Source organism: Chryseobacterium sp. FH2 (assembly GCF_001045455.1).
In the GTDB taxonomy this organism is placed as follows: domain Bacteria; phylum Bacteroidota; class Bacteroidia; order Flavobacteriales; family Weeksellaceae; genus Chryseobacterium.
Window position 1 is genome coordinate 60,875 of sequence record NZ_LFNE01000001.1, and the last position, 15,542, is coordinate 76,416.

Annotated in this window: 18 protein-coding genes; 14 read left to right on the forward strand and 4 right to left on the reverse strand. The window is 34.1% G+C overall.

The genetic code is table 11. The annotated features are described in order from the left end of the window. The first annotated feature begins 50 nt into the window (after window positions 1-50). The 7 genes from ACM39_RS00310 to ACM39_RS00340 all read left to right on the forward strand — a co-directional run bounded on the left by ACM39_RS00310 (window position 51) and on the right by ACM39_RS00340 (window position 7,074). Complete coding sequence (locus tag ACM39_RS00310; protein WP_048509029.1) at window positions 51-1,007, forward strand: MvdC/MvdD family ATP grasp protein; 957 nt, start codon at window positions 51-53, stop codon at window positions 1,005-1,007. Beyond that, window positions 1,000-2,004, forward strand: coding sequence for an MvdD family ATP-grasp ribosomal peptide maturase (locus ACM39_RS00315; protein WP_048509030.1), 1,005 nt, complete (start codon window positions 1,000-1,002; stop codon window positions 2,002-2,004). The genes ACM39_RS00310 and ACM39_RS00315 overlap by 8 nt, the downstream gene beginning before the upstream one ends. A 262-nt stretch (window positions 2,005-2,266) precedes the next feature. Beyond that, window positions 2,267-3,280 carry an NAD-dependent epimerase/dehydratase family protein gene (locus tag ACM39_RS00320; RefSeq protein ID WP_048509031.1) on the forward strand — a complete coding sequence of 338 codons (1,014 nt, stop codon included), beginning with the start codon at window positions 2,267-2,269 and terminating at the stop codon, window positions 3,278-3,280. Continuing rightward, entirely contained in the window at window positions 3,277-5,040 is a 1,764-nt protein-coding gene (locus tag ACM39_RS00325) for an AMP-dependent synthetase/ligase (RefSeq protein WP_048509032.1), read from the forward strand. The genes ACM39_RS00320 and ACM39_RS00325 overlap by 4 nt, the downstream gene beginning before the upstream one ends. A gap of 70 nt (window positions 5,041-5,110) precedes the next feature. Continuing rightward, entirely contained in the window at window positions 5,111-6,166 is a 1,056-nt protein-coding gene (locus tag ACM39_RS00330) for a diphosphomevalonate/mevalonate 3,5-bisphosphate decarboxylase family protein (protein WP_048509033.1), read from the forward strand. A 78-nt stretch (window positions 6,167-6,244) separates the two neighbouring features. Further along, window positions 6,245-6,688: a nuclear transport factor 2 family protein gene (locus tag ACM39_RS00335; RefSeq protein ID WP_048509034.1), complete on the forward strand. Its 444-nt coding sequence runs from the start codon at window positions 6,245-6,247 to the stop codon at window positions 6,686-6,688. A gap of 8 nt (window positions 6,689-6,696) precedes the next feature. Continuing rightward, on the forward strand, window positions 6,697-7,074 hold the full coding sequence (locus tag ACM39_RS00340; protein WP_048509035.1) for a VOC family protein: 378 nt from the start codon (window positions 6,697-6,699) through the stop codon (window positions 7,072-7,074). A gap of 3 nt (window positions 7,075-7,077) precedes the next feature. On the opposite strand, the gene ACM39_RS00345 is transcribed toward ACM39_RS00340, so the two are convergent. Together ACM39_RS00345 and ACM39_RS00350 are read right to left on the reverse strand one after the other, a co-directional pair. After that, on the reverse strand, window positions 7,078-7,461 hold the full coding sequence (locus ACM39_RS00345) for a DUF1634 domain-containing protein (RefSeq protein WP_048509036.1): 384 nt from the start codon (window positions 7,459-7,461) through the stop codon (window positions 7,078-7,080). Then, a complete protein-coding gene (locus ACM39_RS00350; RefSeq protein WP_048509037.1) occupies window positions 7,461-8,291 on the reverse strand; it encodes a sulfite exporter TauE/SafE family protein in 831 nt (276 codons plus the stop codon). The genes ACM39_RS00345 and ACM39_RS00350 overlap by 1 nt, the downstream gene beginning before the upstream one ends. Window positions 8,292-8,363: 72 nt before the next feature. Here ACM39_RS00350 and ACM39_RS00355 point away from each other — a divergent pair, with 72 nt between their 5' ends. Then, on the forward strand, window positions 8,364-8,927 hold the full coding sequence (locus ACM39_RS00355) for a DUF1543 domain-containing protein (protein WP_228377029.1): 564 nt from the start codon (window positions 8,364-8,366) through the stop codon (window positions 8,925-8,927). A 32-nt stretch (window positions 8,928-8,959) separates the two neighbouring features. Further along, complete coding sequence (locus tag ACM39_RS00360) at window positions 8,960-10,072, forward strand: 5-(carboxyamino)imidazole ribonucleotide synthase (RefSeq protein ID WP_048509038.1); 1,113 nt, start codon at window positions 8,960-8,962, stop codon at window positions 10,070-10,072. Between the two features lie 43 nt (window positions 10,073-10,115). On the opposite strand, the gene ACM39_RS00365 is transcribed toward ACM39_RS00360, so the two are convergent. Beyond that, entirely contained in the window at window positions 10,116-11,030 is a 915-nt protein-coding gene (locus ACM39_RS00365) for a DMT family transporter (RefSeq protein ID WP_048509039.1), read from the reverse strand. Window positions 11,031-11,069: 39 nt separating this feature from the next. On the opposite strand from ACM39_RS00365, the gene ACM39_RS19395 reads away from it, so the two are divergent. Both ACM39_RS19395 and purE read left to right on the forward strand, forming a co-directional pair. After that, window positions 11,070-11,444, forward strand: a complete 375-nt coding sequence (locus ACM39_RS19395; protein WP_228377030.1) for a helix-turn-helix domain-containing protein — start codon at window positions 11,070-11,072, stop codon at window positions 11,442-11,444. A gap of 120 nt (window positions 11,445-11,564) precedes the next feature. Continuing rightward, window positions 11,565-12,068, forward strand: a complete 504-nt coding sequence (gene purE / locus ACM39_RS00375; RefSeq protein ID WP_048509041.1) for a 5-(carboxyamino)imidazole ribonucleotide mutase — start codon at window positions 11,565-11,567, stop codon at window positions 12,066-12,068. Between the two features lie 50 nt (window positions 12,069-12,118). Here purE and ACM39_RS00380 read toward each other — a convergent pair whose 3' ends face one another. Then, window positions 12,119-12,388 carry a helix-turn-helix domain-containing protein gene (locus ACM39_RS00380; RefSeq protein ID WP_048509042.1) on the reverse strand — a complete coding sequence of 90 codons (270 nt, stop codon included), beginning with the start codon at window positions 12,386-12,388 and terminating at the stop codon, window positions 12,119-12,121. 111 nt (window positions 12,389-12,499) lie between these two features. Between ACM39_RS00380 and ACM39_RS18975 the strand changes: the two genes are divergently transcribed. From ACM39_RS18975 to ACM39_RS00395, 3 genes are all read left to right on the forward strand, one after another. Next, window positions 12,500-14,113: a hypothetical protein gene (locus ACM39_RS18975; protein WP_048509043.1), complete on the forward strand. Its 1,614-nt coding sequence runs from the start codon at window positions 12,500-12,502 to the stop codon at window positions 14,111-14,113. Further along, on the forward strand, window positions 14,085-14,705 hold the full coding sequence (locus ACM39_RS00390) for a DUF6705 family protein (protein ID WP_048509044.1): 621 nt from the start codon (window positions 14,085-14,087) through the stop codon (window positions 14,703-14,705). Before ACM39_RS18975 ends, ACM39_RS00390 begins: the two co-directional genes overlap by 29 nt. 147 nt (window positions 14,706-14,852) lie before the next feature. Further along, on the forward strand, window positions 14,853-15,419 hold the full coding sequence (locus ACM39_RS00395) for a DUF6705 family protein (RefSeq protein ID WP_048509045.1): 567 nt from the start codon (window positions 14,853-14,855) through the stop codon (window positions 15,417-15,419). The last annotated feature ends 123 nt before the right edge of the window (window positions 15,420-15,542 follow it).

A 15,542-nucleotide genomic window follows, 5' to 3' on the forward strand; every position in this document is an offset into this window, starting at 1 on the left:
ATTAAAGGAGACTTAGCGTTAAGTTTCCTTTTTTAATAAACAGCCAACAAATGATTCTTTGTATCACTCACTCACAAGATTTTTACAATATCGATATATTCTTTGATTACTTAACATCTAAAAACATCCCTTATTTCAGATTGAATTCGGATCGATTAAACCATCTTCAAAAAATAACAATCACTGAAGATTCGTTTGAATTGACTGATGAATTGGGAAATACATTTCATTCTCAGGAAATAAAAGGTGTCTGGCATAGAAAAGCCTGGAGAATAACGGTTCCGGAAGAATTGGATAACAGCTTTGAAAAGATTTTTTTGAAAGAATATAACGCTCTTCGATATAATCTTTTTACGGTTTTAGAAAATATTCCGTGGGTAAATCCCTATGAAAGAGAAATGAAAGTGGATGGCAATAAAATGTATCAGCTTAGAATCGCTCAGAAAAACGATTTGCTTATTCCAAAAACGATTTTTTCTAATGATGAAGGTAATATTACACGCTTTTTTTATGAACATTGTAACGGGAAAGCGATAGGGAAACTTCACGGAGTCATCACAAAATCAATGAATGGAGAAAATTTTTTGTCTACAACAATTATTGGAGAAAATAATTTGGAAAACATTTCAGATATTGCTTATTGCCCGATGATTTTCCAGCCTTATATTGACAAAGAATATGAATTGAGAATTATATATGTAGACGGTGAATTTTTTACCGGAAAAATCAATAATAGCGAAAATGTTGATTGGAGAGTGGCTCAGGGAAATTATTTTTGGTCGGCCTATGATTTACCTGGAAATATTAAAGCCAATCTGACTTCTATGATGAAAGAAATGGGAATTTACATCGGGGCAATTGATATGATAAAAGGAAAAGACGGAAACTATTATTTCCTGGAAGTAAATCCTCAGGGAGAATGGGGAATGCTTCAAAAAGAACTGAATTTCCCGATTGCACAAAGAATTGCAGATAATCTTATAAAAAGAATTAATACCAATGAATAAAATTTTAATAATAACTCATACAGGAGATAATTTTTCAATTGAAAAAGTAACAGAATATATCGGTAAAAACGGATGTGAAGTAGTTCGTTTTGATGTCGATTTATATCCCCTAAAAAATAAATTAACAACCTCTTTTCAGGATGGAGAGTGGGTAACCGTTTTGGAAACGCCTGATGCAAAATACAGACTAGATGATATTGCGGCAGTCTGGTACAGGAGAGCCTACAATATCGGCAATGGATTGAAAGAAGAAATGGATCCTAAGTTTTATGGCGCAGCGATGGGGGAAATCCGGAATACACTTTTTGGTTTTTTAGAATCTATTGATGCTTATTCTCTAGGAAAGCCCAGCGTTTACAGAAGATTAGACAGCAAGGAAGAACAATTGAAAATTGCCGATAAAATTGGCTTAAAAATTCCCGAAACCTGCCTTACAAACAATCCTGAAGAAGCAAAGCAGTTTATTTTAAAACATAAAAATGTTGTCGCAAAAATGCAGACTGGCTTTGCAATCTACGAAGATGGCGTTGAAAGTGTTGTATTTACCAACGTTATTGACGACGAAAAATTAAAAGAATTAGATACGCTTTTATATTGCCCGATGCAGTTTCAAAGAATGATTGAGAAAAAAAGAGAACTTCGCGTGACGATTGTAGGCCGTGATGTTTATGCTTTTGAAATTGATTCCCAACAGTTTGAAGATGCAAAAGTTGACTGGAGAAAAGACGGTGTAAATTTAATTGACAAATGGGTTCCAACTCAGCTTCCAAAAGATATTGAAGACAAAGTTTTGGAACTTTTAGATGTTTATCATGTTGATTACGGGGCGCTTGATATTATCGTTTCTCCTGATGATGAATATTATTTCATCGAAATCAATGCTGCCGGTGAATTTTTCTGGCTGGATAATCTTACAGACGGAAACCTTATCTCAAAAAGCATCGCAGATGTTTTGTGTGACAAAGCTCCGAGAAGGGATAATATGGTTTTAGTTTAAAATTTGATTCCGTATACGTCTACATTTATAGGATTTTTATATCAGAAACGGGCTTTAGCCCGTTTTCAGTTTTATAAGTTAAAGATTTTAGCTAAAATAATATTTCCCTTAAGGAAAATTTTACGACTTTTGTTAATAATTCACTCCAAAATCTCCTTTAAAAATCGCAAATTTGCAGATGCTGTTTTCAGGTAATATAATGAATTGCCGATTAGAAAATATTGTCATAATTTAGTCAACAATCAAGCAGAAATATAATTTGATGGTTTTTGTAACGGGTGCAACCGGAATTTTAGGCAGAGTAATCGTTTTAGAACTTTTAAAAAAAGGAAAAAAAGTACGGGCTGCCAAAAGACCAACGAGCAATTTAAACGAAGTAAGACATTCTTTTCAGTTTTATGTTGAAAATCCTGATGAGGTTTTCCATAAAATTGAATGGACAGATGTGGATTTTGATGATATCAATGGTCTGCAGGATGCTTTAAAAGATGTAAATGAAGTCTATCACTGTGCTGCAAAGGTAAGTTTTCATCCGAAAGATGAAAAAGAAATGTATCATACAAATATCAAAGGTACAGAGAATTTATTGTATGCCTGTGAAAGTTCTGGGGTTAAAAAATTTCTTCATGTAAGTTCTATTGCTGTCCTTGATAATTTTAATGAGAAAGGAGAATTAGACGAGGAATCTGATTTTAATCCTAAATTAGAACATTCTGCTTATGCCATTTCCAAGCATTTGTCTGAAATGGAAGCCTGGAGAGCATCTGCGGAAGGACTGAATGTTGTTATCATCAATCCCGGAATGATTATAGGAAGCGGAAACTGGGGAAACAGCAGTGGGGATATTTTTCCCACTTTTGAAAAAAATAGTTTTACTTTTTCAGGCGGAGCCAGCTATGTTGATGCAAGAGATGTTGCAAAAATCAGTATAGAGCTAATGGAAAAAAATATTTTCGGAGAACGATTTATTATCGTTTCTGAAAACCAAAAATATGCCGAGCTTGGAAAGCAAATCAGAAAAAAATCAGGATTAAAAGATGCTAAAATTCTTTCCGACTTTCAATTAAATATCGGGAGGTTGGCAAATACGCTTTTCGGGTGGTTAGTTCCATCTTTAAGGATCATCACAAAATCAAATGTAGAAGCAATATCCACGCTTAATACTATTTCCAATCAGAAAATTAAGGAAAGATTAAATTATCAATTTATCCCGGTTACGGAAAGTGTTGATTTTCATCTTACCAATTATATTAACGACAAAAAGCTGAAGAAATGAATCTTGCAGAGGCAATTATCATAAAAAATGTAGAAAAACACCCTATAAAAGCTGCAATTGGCTTTAAAAAGAAAGAAGGATGGAAGGAATTGAGTTGGAAAAAATTCAGTGAAATTGTTTTTAAAACGGCTAACGCATTAAAAGCTTCCGGAGTTGAAGAAAATGACAGAGTGGCAATTTATGCTGATAATTCAGGTGAATGGATGATTTTTGATATGGCAATCATGTCGGTTGGGGCGATTACCGTTCCGATTTATTCCACGAATAATGCAGAACAGTCTGAATATATTATTAATGATTCTCAGTCTAAAATTATTTTAGTTGGAAATCAGGCTCAATATGATGCTTCATTGGAGCTTTTAAAAAAAGGAAGCAGCCTCCAGACTATCATTATTGCTAAAAAAGCAGTTTGGATTAAAAAAGAATTCAGCAGTTTTTATTTGGAAGATTTTATTGCTACATCTTCTCCAAAATTTGACATCTGCAAAAAAGGATATGATGATGTAGCTACTTTGATTTATACTTCCGGAACTACAGGAACCCCAAAAGGAGTGATGCTTACTCATGGAAATTTTATCAAAGCTTTTGATGCTCATTTTGAATTTTTTAAGTTTAAAAACTTTGAAGAAGAGCTTTCATTAGCGTTTTTACCGCTTACTCACGTTTTCGAAAGAAGCTGGAGTTTACTTTGTCTTTACGGGGGAGCAAGGGTTTATTTCTTAGAAGATCCTAAAGATATTGCAAAAACTTTGGAGGAAGTGAAACCAACCATGATGTGTGCAGTTCCGAGATTTTTCCAAAAAGTATATGCGGGAGTTTTGGAAAAAGCAGAGGAAGGCTCATCACTAAAGAAGAAAATCTTCAATTGGGCTACTGGAATTGGAGCACAAACAGCAGAATTCAGAAGAAATGAGCAGCCAATTCCTTTTGGTTTAAAATTCAAAGAGTCTATTGCTGATATGTTGGTTTTCAGTAAGATTAAAAATAAAATGGGTGGCCGGCTTTGGTTTTTACCTTGTGGTGGTGCATCTGTTTCTCCTGAAGTTACAAGATTTTTTGAATCTGTGGGAATTCATATTACAGTCGGTTACGGTTTAACGGAAACTACGGCGACTCTTACTCTTTTCCCGTTAACTCATTTTGAACATGCAACAAGCGGGAAGGCTTTGCCGGGCGTAGAAATACGGATTGGTGAGAATGATGAAATTCAGGCAAAAGGAAATGGCATCATGAAAGGATATTACAATAACCCAGAAGAGACACAAAAGGTTTTCACAGAAGACGGGTGGTTTAAAACTGGGGATGCCGGAAAATTTGATAAAAATAAAAATCTGATTATTACTGACAGAATCAAAGATTTGATGAAAACTTCCAACGGGAAATATATTGCTCCCCAGCCAATCGAAAATCTTCTGACCAATAATAATTTTATCCAGCAAATCGTTTTAATTGCAGAAGGAAGACAATTTGTTTCAGCGTTGATTGTTCCGAATTTTGAGTTCTTAAAAGAATATCTGAAGAAGATCAGTATGTCTTTTACAACTTGGGAAGAAATTGTTCACAAGAAGGAAATCATTGATTTTTATAAAGAAAAAATTAAAGAATTACAATCACATCTGGCTGATTATGAAAAGGTGAAAAAATTTACTTTAATGCCTGCTGAATTTGAAATCAATACCGGAGAAATTACTCCGACCCTGAAGATTAAAAGAAATGTAGTGCTGAAAAATTATTCAGATATTATTGAAAAAATGTATTAAAAATAGTGGCTGCAAAAGCCTTTGTAGATTTTTGCGGTTAAAAAATAAAGTTTATCATTTAAACTAAATTATGACAACACAAGAATTTCTGGGAAAAGAAGATTTTGCTATAAGTACACAAACAGTTTCAGAAAGCTGTCCGTCAAATATCGCCTTGATTAAATATTGGGGTAAATACGACAATCAGATCCCGGCCAACCCAAGCATAAGCTATACTTTGAATCATTGTAAAACCAATACTACAATGGGATTCCTGGCTGATGAGCCGTTTTCTGTGCAAACTTTTTTGTCAGGAAATGAAGAAATAAAATTTGCTGAGAAAATTGAAAAATATTTCAGAAATATCGAACAATATCTTCCGTGGATTTTAAAAGGAAAATATATCATAGAAACTGAAAATACATTTCCGCACAGTTCAGGAATTGCAAGCTCGGCTTCCGGTTTTGGAGCGATTGCGAAATGTCTGATGAGACTTGATGTGGTTTTCGCAGGAAAAGATTCAGGTGAAGAATCATTAAAAAAAGCCTCTTTTTTAGCAAGATTAGGGAGTGGAAGCGCTTGCAGAAGCTTATATGACGGATTAGTTGTTTGGGGGCAGTCTCAGGTAAAGGGAAGTTCAGATTTATATGCGGTAAAATATCCTGATGAAGAAATCGATGCTGTTTTTAAAGACTTTAATGATTGGGTTTTACTGATTCATGAAGGTCAGAAAAGTGTTTCTTCTACAGTGGGGCATGGTTTGATGAAAACCAATCCTTACGCGGAAAGAAGATTTTTGGAAGCAAGGGAAAATTTTGGCCCAATGAAGGAAATACTTGAAAATGGAGACATGCAAAGTTTTATCAAATTGGTTGAACATGAGGCTCTTACACTTCATGCCATGATGATGATGAGTGATCCTGCCTTTATTTTAATGAAAACAGGAACTCTAGAAGTAATCAATAAAATTTGGGATTTCAGAAGAGAAACACAATTACCTTTATTCTTTACATTAGATGCGGGGGCAAACGTACATCTTTTATTCCCGAATGACGGTTCTGAAGGAAAAATTAAAGCTTTCATTGAAAGTGAATTGTTACAACACACTCAGAATAATGGAGTGGTAAAAGATATAATGAAATTTTAAGATATACAGAAACGGGCTTATGTCCGTTTTTTTATTGGAATTTCTTATTTTTATTCCTTCAGATTAAAACCGAATGTTATGAATAAAATATTAGCAATTGCTTTACTATTTGGCTCTTTTTGTTTTGGTCAACAGCAGAATCAGGAAGTCGAAAAACCTATCCGGAATCTTTTTCTGGCAATGAAAACTGTAAATCCAGAATTGCTAAAATCAGCTTTTACTGAAGATTCTATTTTACAAACCGTCACAAAGGATGGAGGTGTAAAAACAGATAATGTCGCTGATTTTATTTCTTCAGTTTCGAAGAGTTCTAAAGATGATTTAGATGAAAGAATTACCATCGAGGCTATTCATATTGACGGAAATCTGGCAAGTGTTTTCACACCTTATTCCTTTTACTATAAAGGAAATTTTTTGCATTGTGGAGCAAATAGTTTTCAATTGGTAAAACAAAACGGGGAGTGGAAAATCCAGTATTTGATTGATACGAGAAGAAAAGAAAATTGTAATCGTAAAAATTAAATTTGAACATGAAAATTCATCATATTGCTATTATTTGTTCAGATTATGAAGTTTCTAAAAAATTTTATACTGAAGTTTTAGGATTACATATTATTCGTGAAGTATATCGTAAAGAAAGGCAGTCTTATAAACTTGATTTAGCTATTGGAGAGCACTACGTTATCGAATTATTTTCATTTCCTAATCCTCCGCAAAGACCGTCTCAACCGGAATCTTGTGGTTTAAGGCATTTGGCTTTTTCTGTTGAAAATGTCAATGAAAAACGTCAGGAATTAATTGATAAAGGATTGATTTGTGAAAAAATCAGGATAGATGAATTGACGGGAAAAGAGTTTTTCTTTACCCGGGATCCGGATCAATTACCGTTAGAATTTTATGAAGCGTAAAGATTAGTGAGCGTAACCCGTAAAGAAGCTTATCGCCATAATGGCTAAAACAATAGACGAAATGACTACATAAACGTAGTCTTTTTCTTTTAAATACCCGATTAATGCGAAAACAATTCTCATTAAAGGGGTAAAGATTAAAAGCAGGATTCCAACCTGAATAATAGCCATTCCTTCTCCTTTGCAAAGAGAATTCCAAAGGTGTCCCCAGACTTTTTCTGAAGAAGTTCCTATGTCGAGACACGTGTATTTTTTAGGCATTTTAAAACCTTCAAAGAACAGTTTGATAAAGCCTACCAATGATGTTGCAACAGATAAAATCACACCTAATCTCAGAAGATTCCCTACGGAACGGTTCAGATCTGCGTCTGTGAAGTGTTTTTTCATTATCTGAAGCTTTTATTAATACCGTTATACATCATGTAAATTGACAAAATCGTGATAACAATTGCGAAAAAAGTTTTCAGCTTTTTTGTTTTGGAAACCATCAGCGTTTTGGAGCCTATGAAACTTCCTACAACCACTCCAATCAATACAGGAGCTACAATTACAGGAATGATTTCACCTCTCTGAAAATAAATCAAAGCACTTGCAACCGCTGTTACGCCAATCATGAAATTACTTGTCGTAGTCGAAACCTTGAAAGGCAGTTTCATCATATTATCCATTGCCAAAACCTTCAAAGCGCCGGAACCAATTCCCAAAAGGCCGGACATGGCACCTGCAAACATCATCATGAAAAACCCGGGAACAGTATTTCTTGCGGAATAACTCTTCAAAACACCTTTGTCGGGAAAAGTTCCAAATAGTTTTAACTTATCTTCCAGGCTTCCTTTTATTAATGGTTCCTGATGATCGGGTTTTCCTTTTAAATTTAAAATAACTGTCAGAAGCAGAATACTTGCAAAAATAATTCCGATAGTATTGGGATTCAAAGCTCCGGAAATCAAAGCTCCGACAATAGCTCCTGCTGTGGTGGCAATCTCTAAAAACATCCCGATCCTCATATTGGTAAAACCTTCTTTCACGAAAGCCACTGCTGCACCCGAAGAAGTACCGATGACGGAAATAAGAGAAGCACCGATTGCATAATGCATAGGAACGCCAAAACCCAGCGTCAATAAAGGAATGATGATAACTCCTCCTCCTAAACCGGTCAGTGAACCCAATAGTCCTGCCGAAATTGCTCCAAGGAAGAGAATGATGATTTCTGACATGGTACAAATATAAAACTATTGCGGTAGTCTGCCAAACGTTTAAAAAAGATAAATTTGATGTATTTTTGCAATATGGAAAATGGACTGAAATTATTCTATATTATTCTTGGTGCGACGCCAAAAGGCAGACATATTGAGCAACATGACGTTTTTTTCGGAATTGCAGAAAATCTGAAAGATTTAGTTCAGGATATGAAAGATTTTTGGAAAGAAGCAGAAGGGAAGATACATCTTGACTGTTATCAAGAAGTAAAATTTGCCGACGGATATGCAGTGAAAATTGTTGAAAAAGGGCAAAAAACTTCGGAGGAGCAATTATATTTTATCAATTTAGGCGGTTATAAAAGAGGCTTTTTTGAAGAATTCCATGAGCAGCATCTGATGGTTGGCACATCGATGGGAGATGTTGTGAAAAAAGCTAAAGCTACCGGATTTTATAAAACAATGGGTTTTGAAGGGGCAGTAAGTCATATTGATGATAAACATGGAGTAGATATTGATGATATTTTTAATGTGAGTGATATCCTTCCTGAAAAGATGAAAGAAAAATATTCTATCGTACTGGAAAAATCCGATGCAGAAAATCAGGAAAATCGAATGGGACTGGGATATTTAAAGATCGATAAAATTCAATAAAATTTAAATCTAATAGAAAAAATAAAAGGAAAATGAAAATAGGAATTTTGGGGGGAGGACAGCTTGGAAGGATGCTGATTCAGGAAGCGTTGAAATATGACGATCAGTTTTATACTTTAGATCCTGCTTCTGATGCGCCTTGTCATAATATCTCTTACTTTACTCAAGGGAATTTTAATGATTATGAAACGGTTTTGAATTTCGGTAAAGATAAAGATGTTGTTACCATAGAGATCGAACACGTAAATGCAGATGCTTTGGCTGAGCTTGAAAATCGGGGAGTAAAAGTAGTTCCGAATTCTAAAATTGTTAAAACTATTCAGCAAAAAATCCTTCAGAAGGAATTTTATAAAGCTCATGATATTCCAAGCCCTGAATTTGAAGTGATGGATGGGAGTTCGGATGAAATTAAAATACCTTTTCCTTTTGTGCAGAAACTTAATACCGGCGGTTATGACGGAAAGGGCGTACAGATTATCCGTTCAGCTGAAGATGTGAAAAATTTGTGGACTCAGGATTCGGTTCTTGAAAAACTGGTTGATATTGATAAAGAGCTTTCTGTAATCGTTGCAAGAAATGAAAACGGAGAGACAAAAACTTTTCCTGTGACGGAAATGGTTGCTGATCCCAAATTAAATTTATTGGATTTTAATGTTTGTCCGGTATTCTTGAGTAAAGATATTGAAAAACAGATTAATATAATTACCGAAAAATTCCTGAATGCAGTAAATTCTCCGGGGCTTTTTGCTATCGAATTATTTCTGGATAAAGAAGGGAAGATCTGGGTAAACGAAACAGCTCCGAGACTGCACAATTCCGGACATCAAAGTCAGGAAGGAAATGTCAATTCACAGTTTGAGCAAATGTATCGTGTCGTGAAAAATTTGCCTTTGGCAGATACGGAAACTTTAATGTACAGCGGAATGCTGAATCTGGTCGGGGCAGAAGAACATTCCGGGAAAGTGGTTTATGCAGGAATGGATGATGTTCTGAAATTACCTAAAACATACGTTCACCTTTACGGAAAAACAGAAACCAAGCCGGGCCGAAAAATGGGGCATATCAATGTTTTGGCTGATTCCAGAGAAGAATTGATAGAGAAGCTGGTGAAAGTAAAAGGAATGGTAAAAGTAATTGCTGAATAAACTTTATGATAAATGAAAGGGCTGCTTGGAAAAGCAGCCTTTTTTATTTTCTTTCTTCAATTTTTGCTTTTTTAAACATCTCCGGTTTATAATTAATAATAAACACTCCACAAATGATTAAAACGGTTGCAATGATAAATTTAGCGGAGATATTCTCATCTAAAATCAGCCAGCCTAAAAATATGGCAATTATTGTATTCACATAAGCCATAATGGAAACCTGAACAGGGGAAATTTTTGTCAAAGCATAATGAAAAGCAAAAAAAGCGGCCACAGAACCAAAAACGGCCAAATAAAGCATTGCTGAAATACTTTTCAGCGTCCAGTTTTCAAAATTGTATTTTTCTGAAAAAATAAAAGCAAAAATAATCTGAACTATTCCTGCGAATAGAAACTGGTAGAACAGATTCAAAGAAATATTTCCACTGTGGATATTCAGTTTTTTGGTAAAAACCGTTCCGGAAGCCCATCCTGAAATAGCACAGAAAAGGAATATAATTCCCATTCTGTAATCGGGATTTGCCAAATCTTCCAAACCATCCCAAAAAATAAAAAGTATCCCGCTGAAGCATAGCAAAATACCCGTCAAAGCTCTGAAACTAAACTTCTGGATTCCGATTGCCACACTTCCTAAAAATACGAGAATAGGAGAAGCTGCGTTGATTAAAGAAGCTAAGCTGCTCGAAACAGTTTCCTCTGCTACAGTGGTCATTCCGTTGGCGATAATTAGCATTAATACGGAAAAAACAAGCTGATATCCTAAGCTTTTCCAGCCAATCCACTGAAACTGTTTTCTGTAAAGCAATACAACAAGCATAATAAGCGATGCCAAAAACTGACGAATTCCTGCAACAAACCAGGCAGGAATAGTTTCTACCGCCACCCGAATGGCTAAAAATGTTGTTCCCCAAACGATAGCAACGGTAAGAACGGCAAAAAGAAGTTTATAATCTTTCAAGGTGATGTATAAAAGTGACTGGCAGCAAATATATTTATTTTGGAATCAATTAAATGGCTACAGTTTGCATTGTTTTTTAGGGAACAGAGGAGTTTCTGTTTTTCCTCTGGAATTTCGGGTTTCGATAGAAGTATTCGTGGAAATATTTACGAGCCGGAAAAACTGACAAGTGAAAATATCAGTAATTTATTTGGAGTTTCAAAAATGTATGTCGGACGATATTTTAAAAATAAAACAGGAAAAACATTGAATGAATGTGTCACTGACTATAATAAAATAAAGCTAAATGAAAATCGTTTGAAACATAGCGATGTGCGGATTAATGAAATTGCAGATGAATTTGGCTTTACAGATAAGAATCATCTGAATCGTTTTTTTAAAATTAAACGGGGTTTCCCCTTCTGTATTTCGTAATCAAAATATGTAATTGATTTTCATAAATAATATTAAAGGATTATAAACTAATTTGCTCATTGGCTTTCTTGGTAATGATATTATTAATTCTTTATCTTTGAATATCTAATAAAATTGAAGATGGTAGGAATTATTATGGGTAGTCAGAGCGACTTACCAATCATGGAACAGGCTGCAAATTTTTTGAAATCTTTAGACATTCCGTACGAACTGACCGTGGTTTCTGCTCACAGAACGCCGGAGAGAATGTTTGACTATGCAAAAACAGCGAAGGAAAGAGGTCTGAAAGTAATTGTTGCCGGAGCGGGAGGCGCAGCACATCTTCCGGGAATGGTAGCAAGCTGTACAACTTTACCGGTAATTGGGGTTCCTATTTTATCAAGTAATTCTATCGACGGATGGGATTCTGTATTGTCAATCCTTCAGATGCCTGGCGGAATTCCGGTGGCAACAGTGGCGCTGAACGGAGCTTTGAATGCAGGAATTTTAGCAGCTAAAATTTTAGGAAGTGCAGATGCCCTGATAGCTGAAAATCTTCAAAAATATCAGGATTCTTTGAAAGATAAAGTGCTGGGAACTGTTGATGATATCAAAGCCCAACATCCTAATCATTTTGATATTTAGTTTATATTTAAACATAAAAAAGCCTCACATTTGTGAGGCTTTTTTATGTTTTATTTTTCAACAGCGAAATCGAAAAGTTCTTTTACTTCTACCTCTAGAGCCTGAGAAATAGCGTGGACAATACCTATAGATGTATTGATAATTCCCCTCTCGATTCTGCTTATTTGTGAGTATTCTACATTGATAGCGTCAGCAAGACTTTGCATACTTATTTTTTTGGACTCTCGTATTCTTCTTAGATTTTGTCCAAATAATATTATAAAGTCTTTATCTATACTTGCTTTCACAAGGCAAAGGTTGAGAATTTTAAAAAAAATCATTGTGGCTTATTTGCCATAATTTAAAAATTATTATATATTTGCAAAATACCAATCCCGTATAGGTGATTAAGAAAAAAATTATATATTTAACAACTTAAAACACACAAGTCTATGAAGAAAAATTTAATTCTTCGGCTGATGCTGATGACAGCATTTGTCCTTTCTTTTCATTCCTGTAGAACTGATTTAGAAGCAATAACGGAACACAAAACTGAACCAGGTGAGCATATCCATCAAAAAATCAGCACAGCTACTTTTCAAAAAGAAACTTTTCTAAGCGGAGTTAATGAGTTTAAAAGGTCAGCTAATTCTTTATCAGGTAAAAGCGGCTCAAACTCTGATTATCTGAAGAGATTTTTTATTGACGAAACATCCATTTATAAAATGGATGTCAATAACATTCAAACCTATGCTTTACGAGCGTACAATATTTTTGAAAGTCCTGAGGTAGTTTACAATCTTGTTTATAGAAAAAATGGCAATGATGCAGCATTTTCAATTGTTGAGATTATAGATAACGAACTTATTCCTGTATATGATTCTCAGAAAGGTATCGTAACAAAAATAGATAATCCGTCTACTGCAAGGATATGTACAGATTTTTATTCCGTAGAAATATGGAACTGTAAAGAAAATGTGTCTTGGGACCAATGTGATAAGTGCGCTCAATGTCTTTTTACAAGTTCAGGCTATACTTCGTATGAATGCGGAGGTGGTGGTGGAAATACAGGCGGTGGCGGAAGTTTCCCAGGCGGTGGTGACACAGGAGGCGGGGGTGGAGGAACAGGATTGTATGACCCGGGTGGTTATACTTTTGACCCTAATATTCCACCCTCAATAGAACCATCATATGTGAGAGCTGCAAGGGCGAATAGCTTTTTCTACTCACTAACCGACCAAGCAAAATCTTGGGCAGTAGAGCATTCGGACATTTATTGCAGTATTCTAGAATATTATCTTGACCATATTCCTCCCTCATCTCCACCGCCAAACAGCTATTACTGGGATTTTGCCAATTTTGCAATACAACTTTTTATGGAAAATCCTGCTTTGACGTGGGAACAGTTTTATAATCAGTTTATTAATACCCCCTGCCAGAAAACAAAAAACCTCGTAAACAAGCCCGAAATAAAAAATAAACTTAATTCTTTGAAAGCACATTCTAATACAAACACAAAAGACGAAGATGGTTTTCAGGAATTGAAAAGTGGTACTTTAGTACAAGGAAATGTAAATGGAAATAACCTACTGGAATTTGGAATCGGTCAAAATTCTTTAGGTACTGTACACTCTCATCAACCGGGAACAATTGGTATACTTGCCCCACAGGATATTATGACATTTTTACATATTGTAAGAGTACAAGATACCAATGCCCTCGGAAATGCTTATAGCGGAACGGTTTCTTCCAACGGGACTTATTTTATTAATTTTACTGGAACGGCATCTGATTTGCCGCCTGCTATGACGGACGCTCAGGAAGCGGCGTATGTTGCCGATTTGGTGAAAACTTATAAGGAATGGGAAGACCTTTTATCAGAAGACAGTAGATATTCTACTAACTATTTAAAAGTAAATAAGCCTCAAGGACTTGAAATTTTATTTTTTAAATTACTAAAAAAAATGAATCTAAATGATAAAATTCAATTAATTAAAGAAGAAAACGGAAATACTTCTTCAATAAAAGAAAATACTAATGGAACAACAACACCTAATCCTTGCTAAAAAACAATTTATGAAAACAACATATTTAAAAACTTTAACTATTATATTTTGCTTAGTTTTATATTCGTGCCAAGCACAACAAATATATCCTTTATTAACAGATACTTCAAATCTCCCTAATAATTCTTATGTTAAAGATTTAGATAATGAATATAATTCATTTGAAGGGACTTGGAAATCAAATTTAAATGATAGAATTGTAACATTAAAAATTACTAAAGTTTTGCAAAAACCATTACAAAAATTAAATATATCTTATTATTTAGATGTTTTAATTGTACAATATTCTATTCAAGATAATAATGGAAATATTATTGAAAATAATATTTCTTCAAACCTAAATGATTATAAAATTATATCAACAGTGTATAGTAAAAAAGCACAAGTTGCTAAACTTTATTATGAGGGTGGTAAATGCCAAGTTGGTTGGGGAGGAATAAGCTTAAAAATGATTGATTCTGCGCATTTGAAATGGAACTATCAGCCTGAATCAACAGTTATTACAAATAAAAATTGTCCGGATTATCCGGCTGGAGGTATAAAAATTAATTTGCCAGACGAGCCTGCTGATATAATTTTCACTAAACAATAATGAAAGAATAACCGCTGAAAAGCGGTTTATAGTTTATAACAAAAGGATTGTAAAGCAATTGTTAAAAGAAGATAATACAAATACTTCAACAATAGAAAAAGATGCAAGTGGAAATCCAATACCGAATCCTTGTTAAAACAAAACATTATGAAAAATAAAGCATTCTTATATTTACTAATTTCATTATTTTCAATTAGTTGTAAAGCACAACAATATCCATTAAATACAAACTATAGTCAAATTCCAAATAATGCGTATATTAAAGATTTAAATAATGACTTAAATAAATATGTTGGGAATTGGAATGTTTCTGTAGGAAGTAAACAAATACACCTTTATATTACAAAACAAGAAAATCGGCCTATTAACTTAATGAGTAAAAGTTATTTTAGTGATGTCTTAGTAATTAAATACGAAATTTTAGTTAACAATCAAATAGTAGAGAGCACAAAGAATTTTACTCTTGAAAATGCTAATATCACGAGTATAGATTTAGATATTGATGGTTCTATAATTTTTGATTATGAAGGAGGAAAATGTGGTGTAGGATCGGGAATGATTGATGTAACATATATAGATTCCACACATTTAAAATGGAATTATCAACCAGAATCTACAATGTTAACTAATAAAAACTGTTCAGATTATCCTGCTGAAGGTATAAAGATAAATTTACCTGATGAGCCAAAGGATATCATATTTACTAAACAATAGTGAAAGAATAACCGCTGAAAAGCGGTTTTTAGTTTATAACAAAAGGATTTTAAAGCAACTGTTAAAAGAATATAATACAAATACTTCAACAATAGAAAAAGATGCAAGTGGAAATCCAATACC

Bases quoted from the DNA above. Each gene is read 5' to 3' on its own strand.
- ACM39_RS00310 (WP_048509029.1), top strand. From the start codon at position 51: ATGATTCTTTGTATCACTCACTCACAAGATTTTTACAATATCGATATA.
- ACM39_RS00315 (WP_048509030.1), top strand. From the start codon at position 1,000: ATGAATAAAATTTTAATAATAACTCATACAGGAGATAATTTTTCAATT.
- ACM39_RS00320 (WP_048509031.1), top strand. From the start codon at position 2,267: ATGGTTTTTGTAACGGGTGCAACCGGAATTTTAGGCAGAGTAATCGTT.
- ACM39_RS00325 (WP_048509032.1), top strand. From the start codon at position 3,277: ATGAATCTTGCAGAGGCAATTATCATAAAAAATGTAGAAAAACACCCT.
- ACM39_RS00330 (WP_048509033.1), top strand. From the start codon at position 5,111: ATGACAACACAAGAATTTCTGGGAAAAGAAGATTTTGCTATAAGTACA.
- ACM39_RS00335 (WP_048509034.1), top strand. From the start codon at position 6,245: ATGAATAAAATATTAGCAATTGCTTTACTATTTGGCTCTTTTTGTTTT.
- ACM39_RS00340 (WP_048509035.1), top strand. From the start codon at position 6,697: ATGAAAATTCATCATATTGCTATTATTTGTTCAGATTATGAAGTTTCT.
- ACM39_RS00345 (WP_048509036.1), bottom strand. From the start codon at position 7,461: ATGAAAAAACACTTCACAGACGCAGATCTGAACCGTTCCGTAGGGAAT.
- ACM39_RS00350 (WP_048509037.1), bottom strand. From the start codon at position 8,291: ATGTCAGAAATCATCATTCTCTTCCTTGGAGCAATTTCGGCAGGACTA.
- ACM39_RS00355 (WP_228377029.1), top strand. From the start codon at position 8,364: ATGGAAAATGGACTGAAATTATTCTATATTATTCTTGGTGCGACGCCA.
- ACM39_RS00360 (WP_048509038.1), top strand. From the start codon at position 8,960: ATGAAAATAGGAATTTTGGGGGGAGGACAGCTTGGAAGGATGCTGATT.
- purE (WP_048509041.1), top strand. From the start codon at position 11,565: ATGGTAGGAATTATTATGGGTAGTCAGAGCGACTTACCAATCATGGAA.
- ACM39_RS00380 (WP_048509042.1), bottom strand. From the start codon at position 12,388: ATGATTTTTTTTAAAATTCTCAACCTTTGCCTTGTGAAAGCAAGTATA.
- ACM39_RS18975 (WP_048509043.1), top strand. From the start codon at position 12,500: ATGAAGAAAAATTTAATTCTTCGGCTGATGCTGATGACAGCATTTGTC.
- ACM39_RS00390 (WP_048509044.1), top strand. From the start codon at position 14,085: ATGGAACAACAACACCTAATCCTTGCTAAAAAACAATTTATGAAAACA.
- ACM39_RS00395 (WP_048509045.1), top strand. From the start codon at position 14,853: ATGAAAAATAAAGCATTCTTATATTTACTAATTTCATTATTTTCAATT.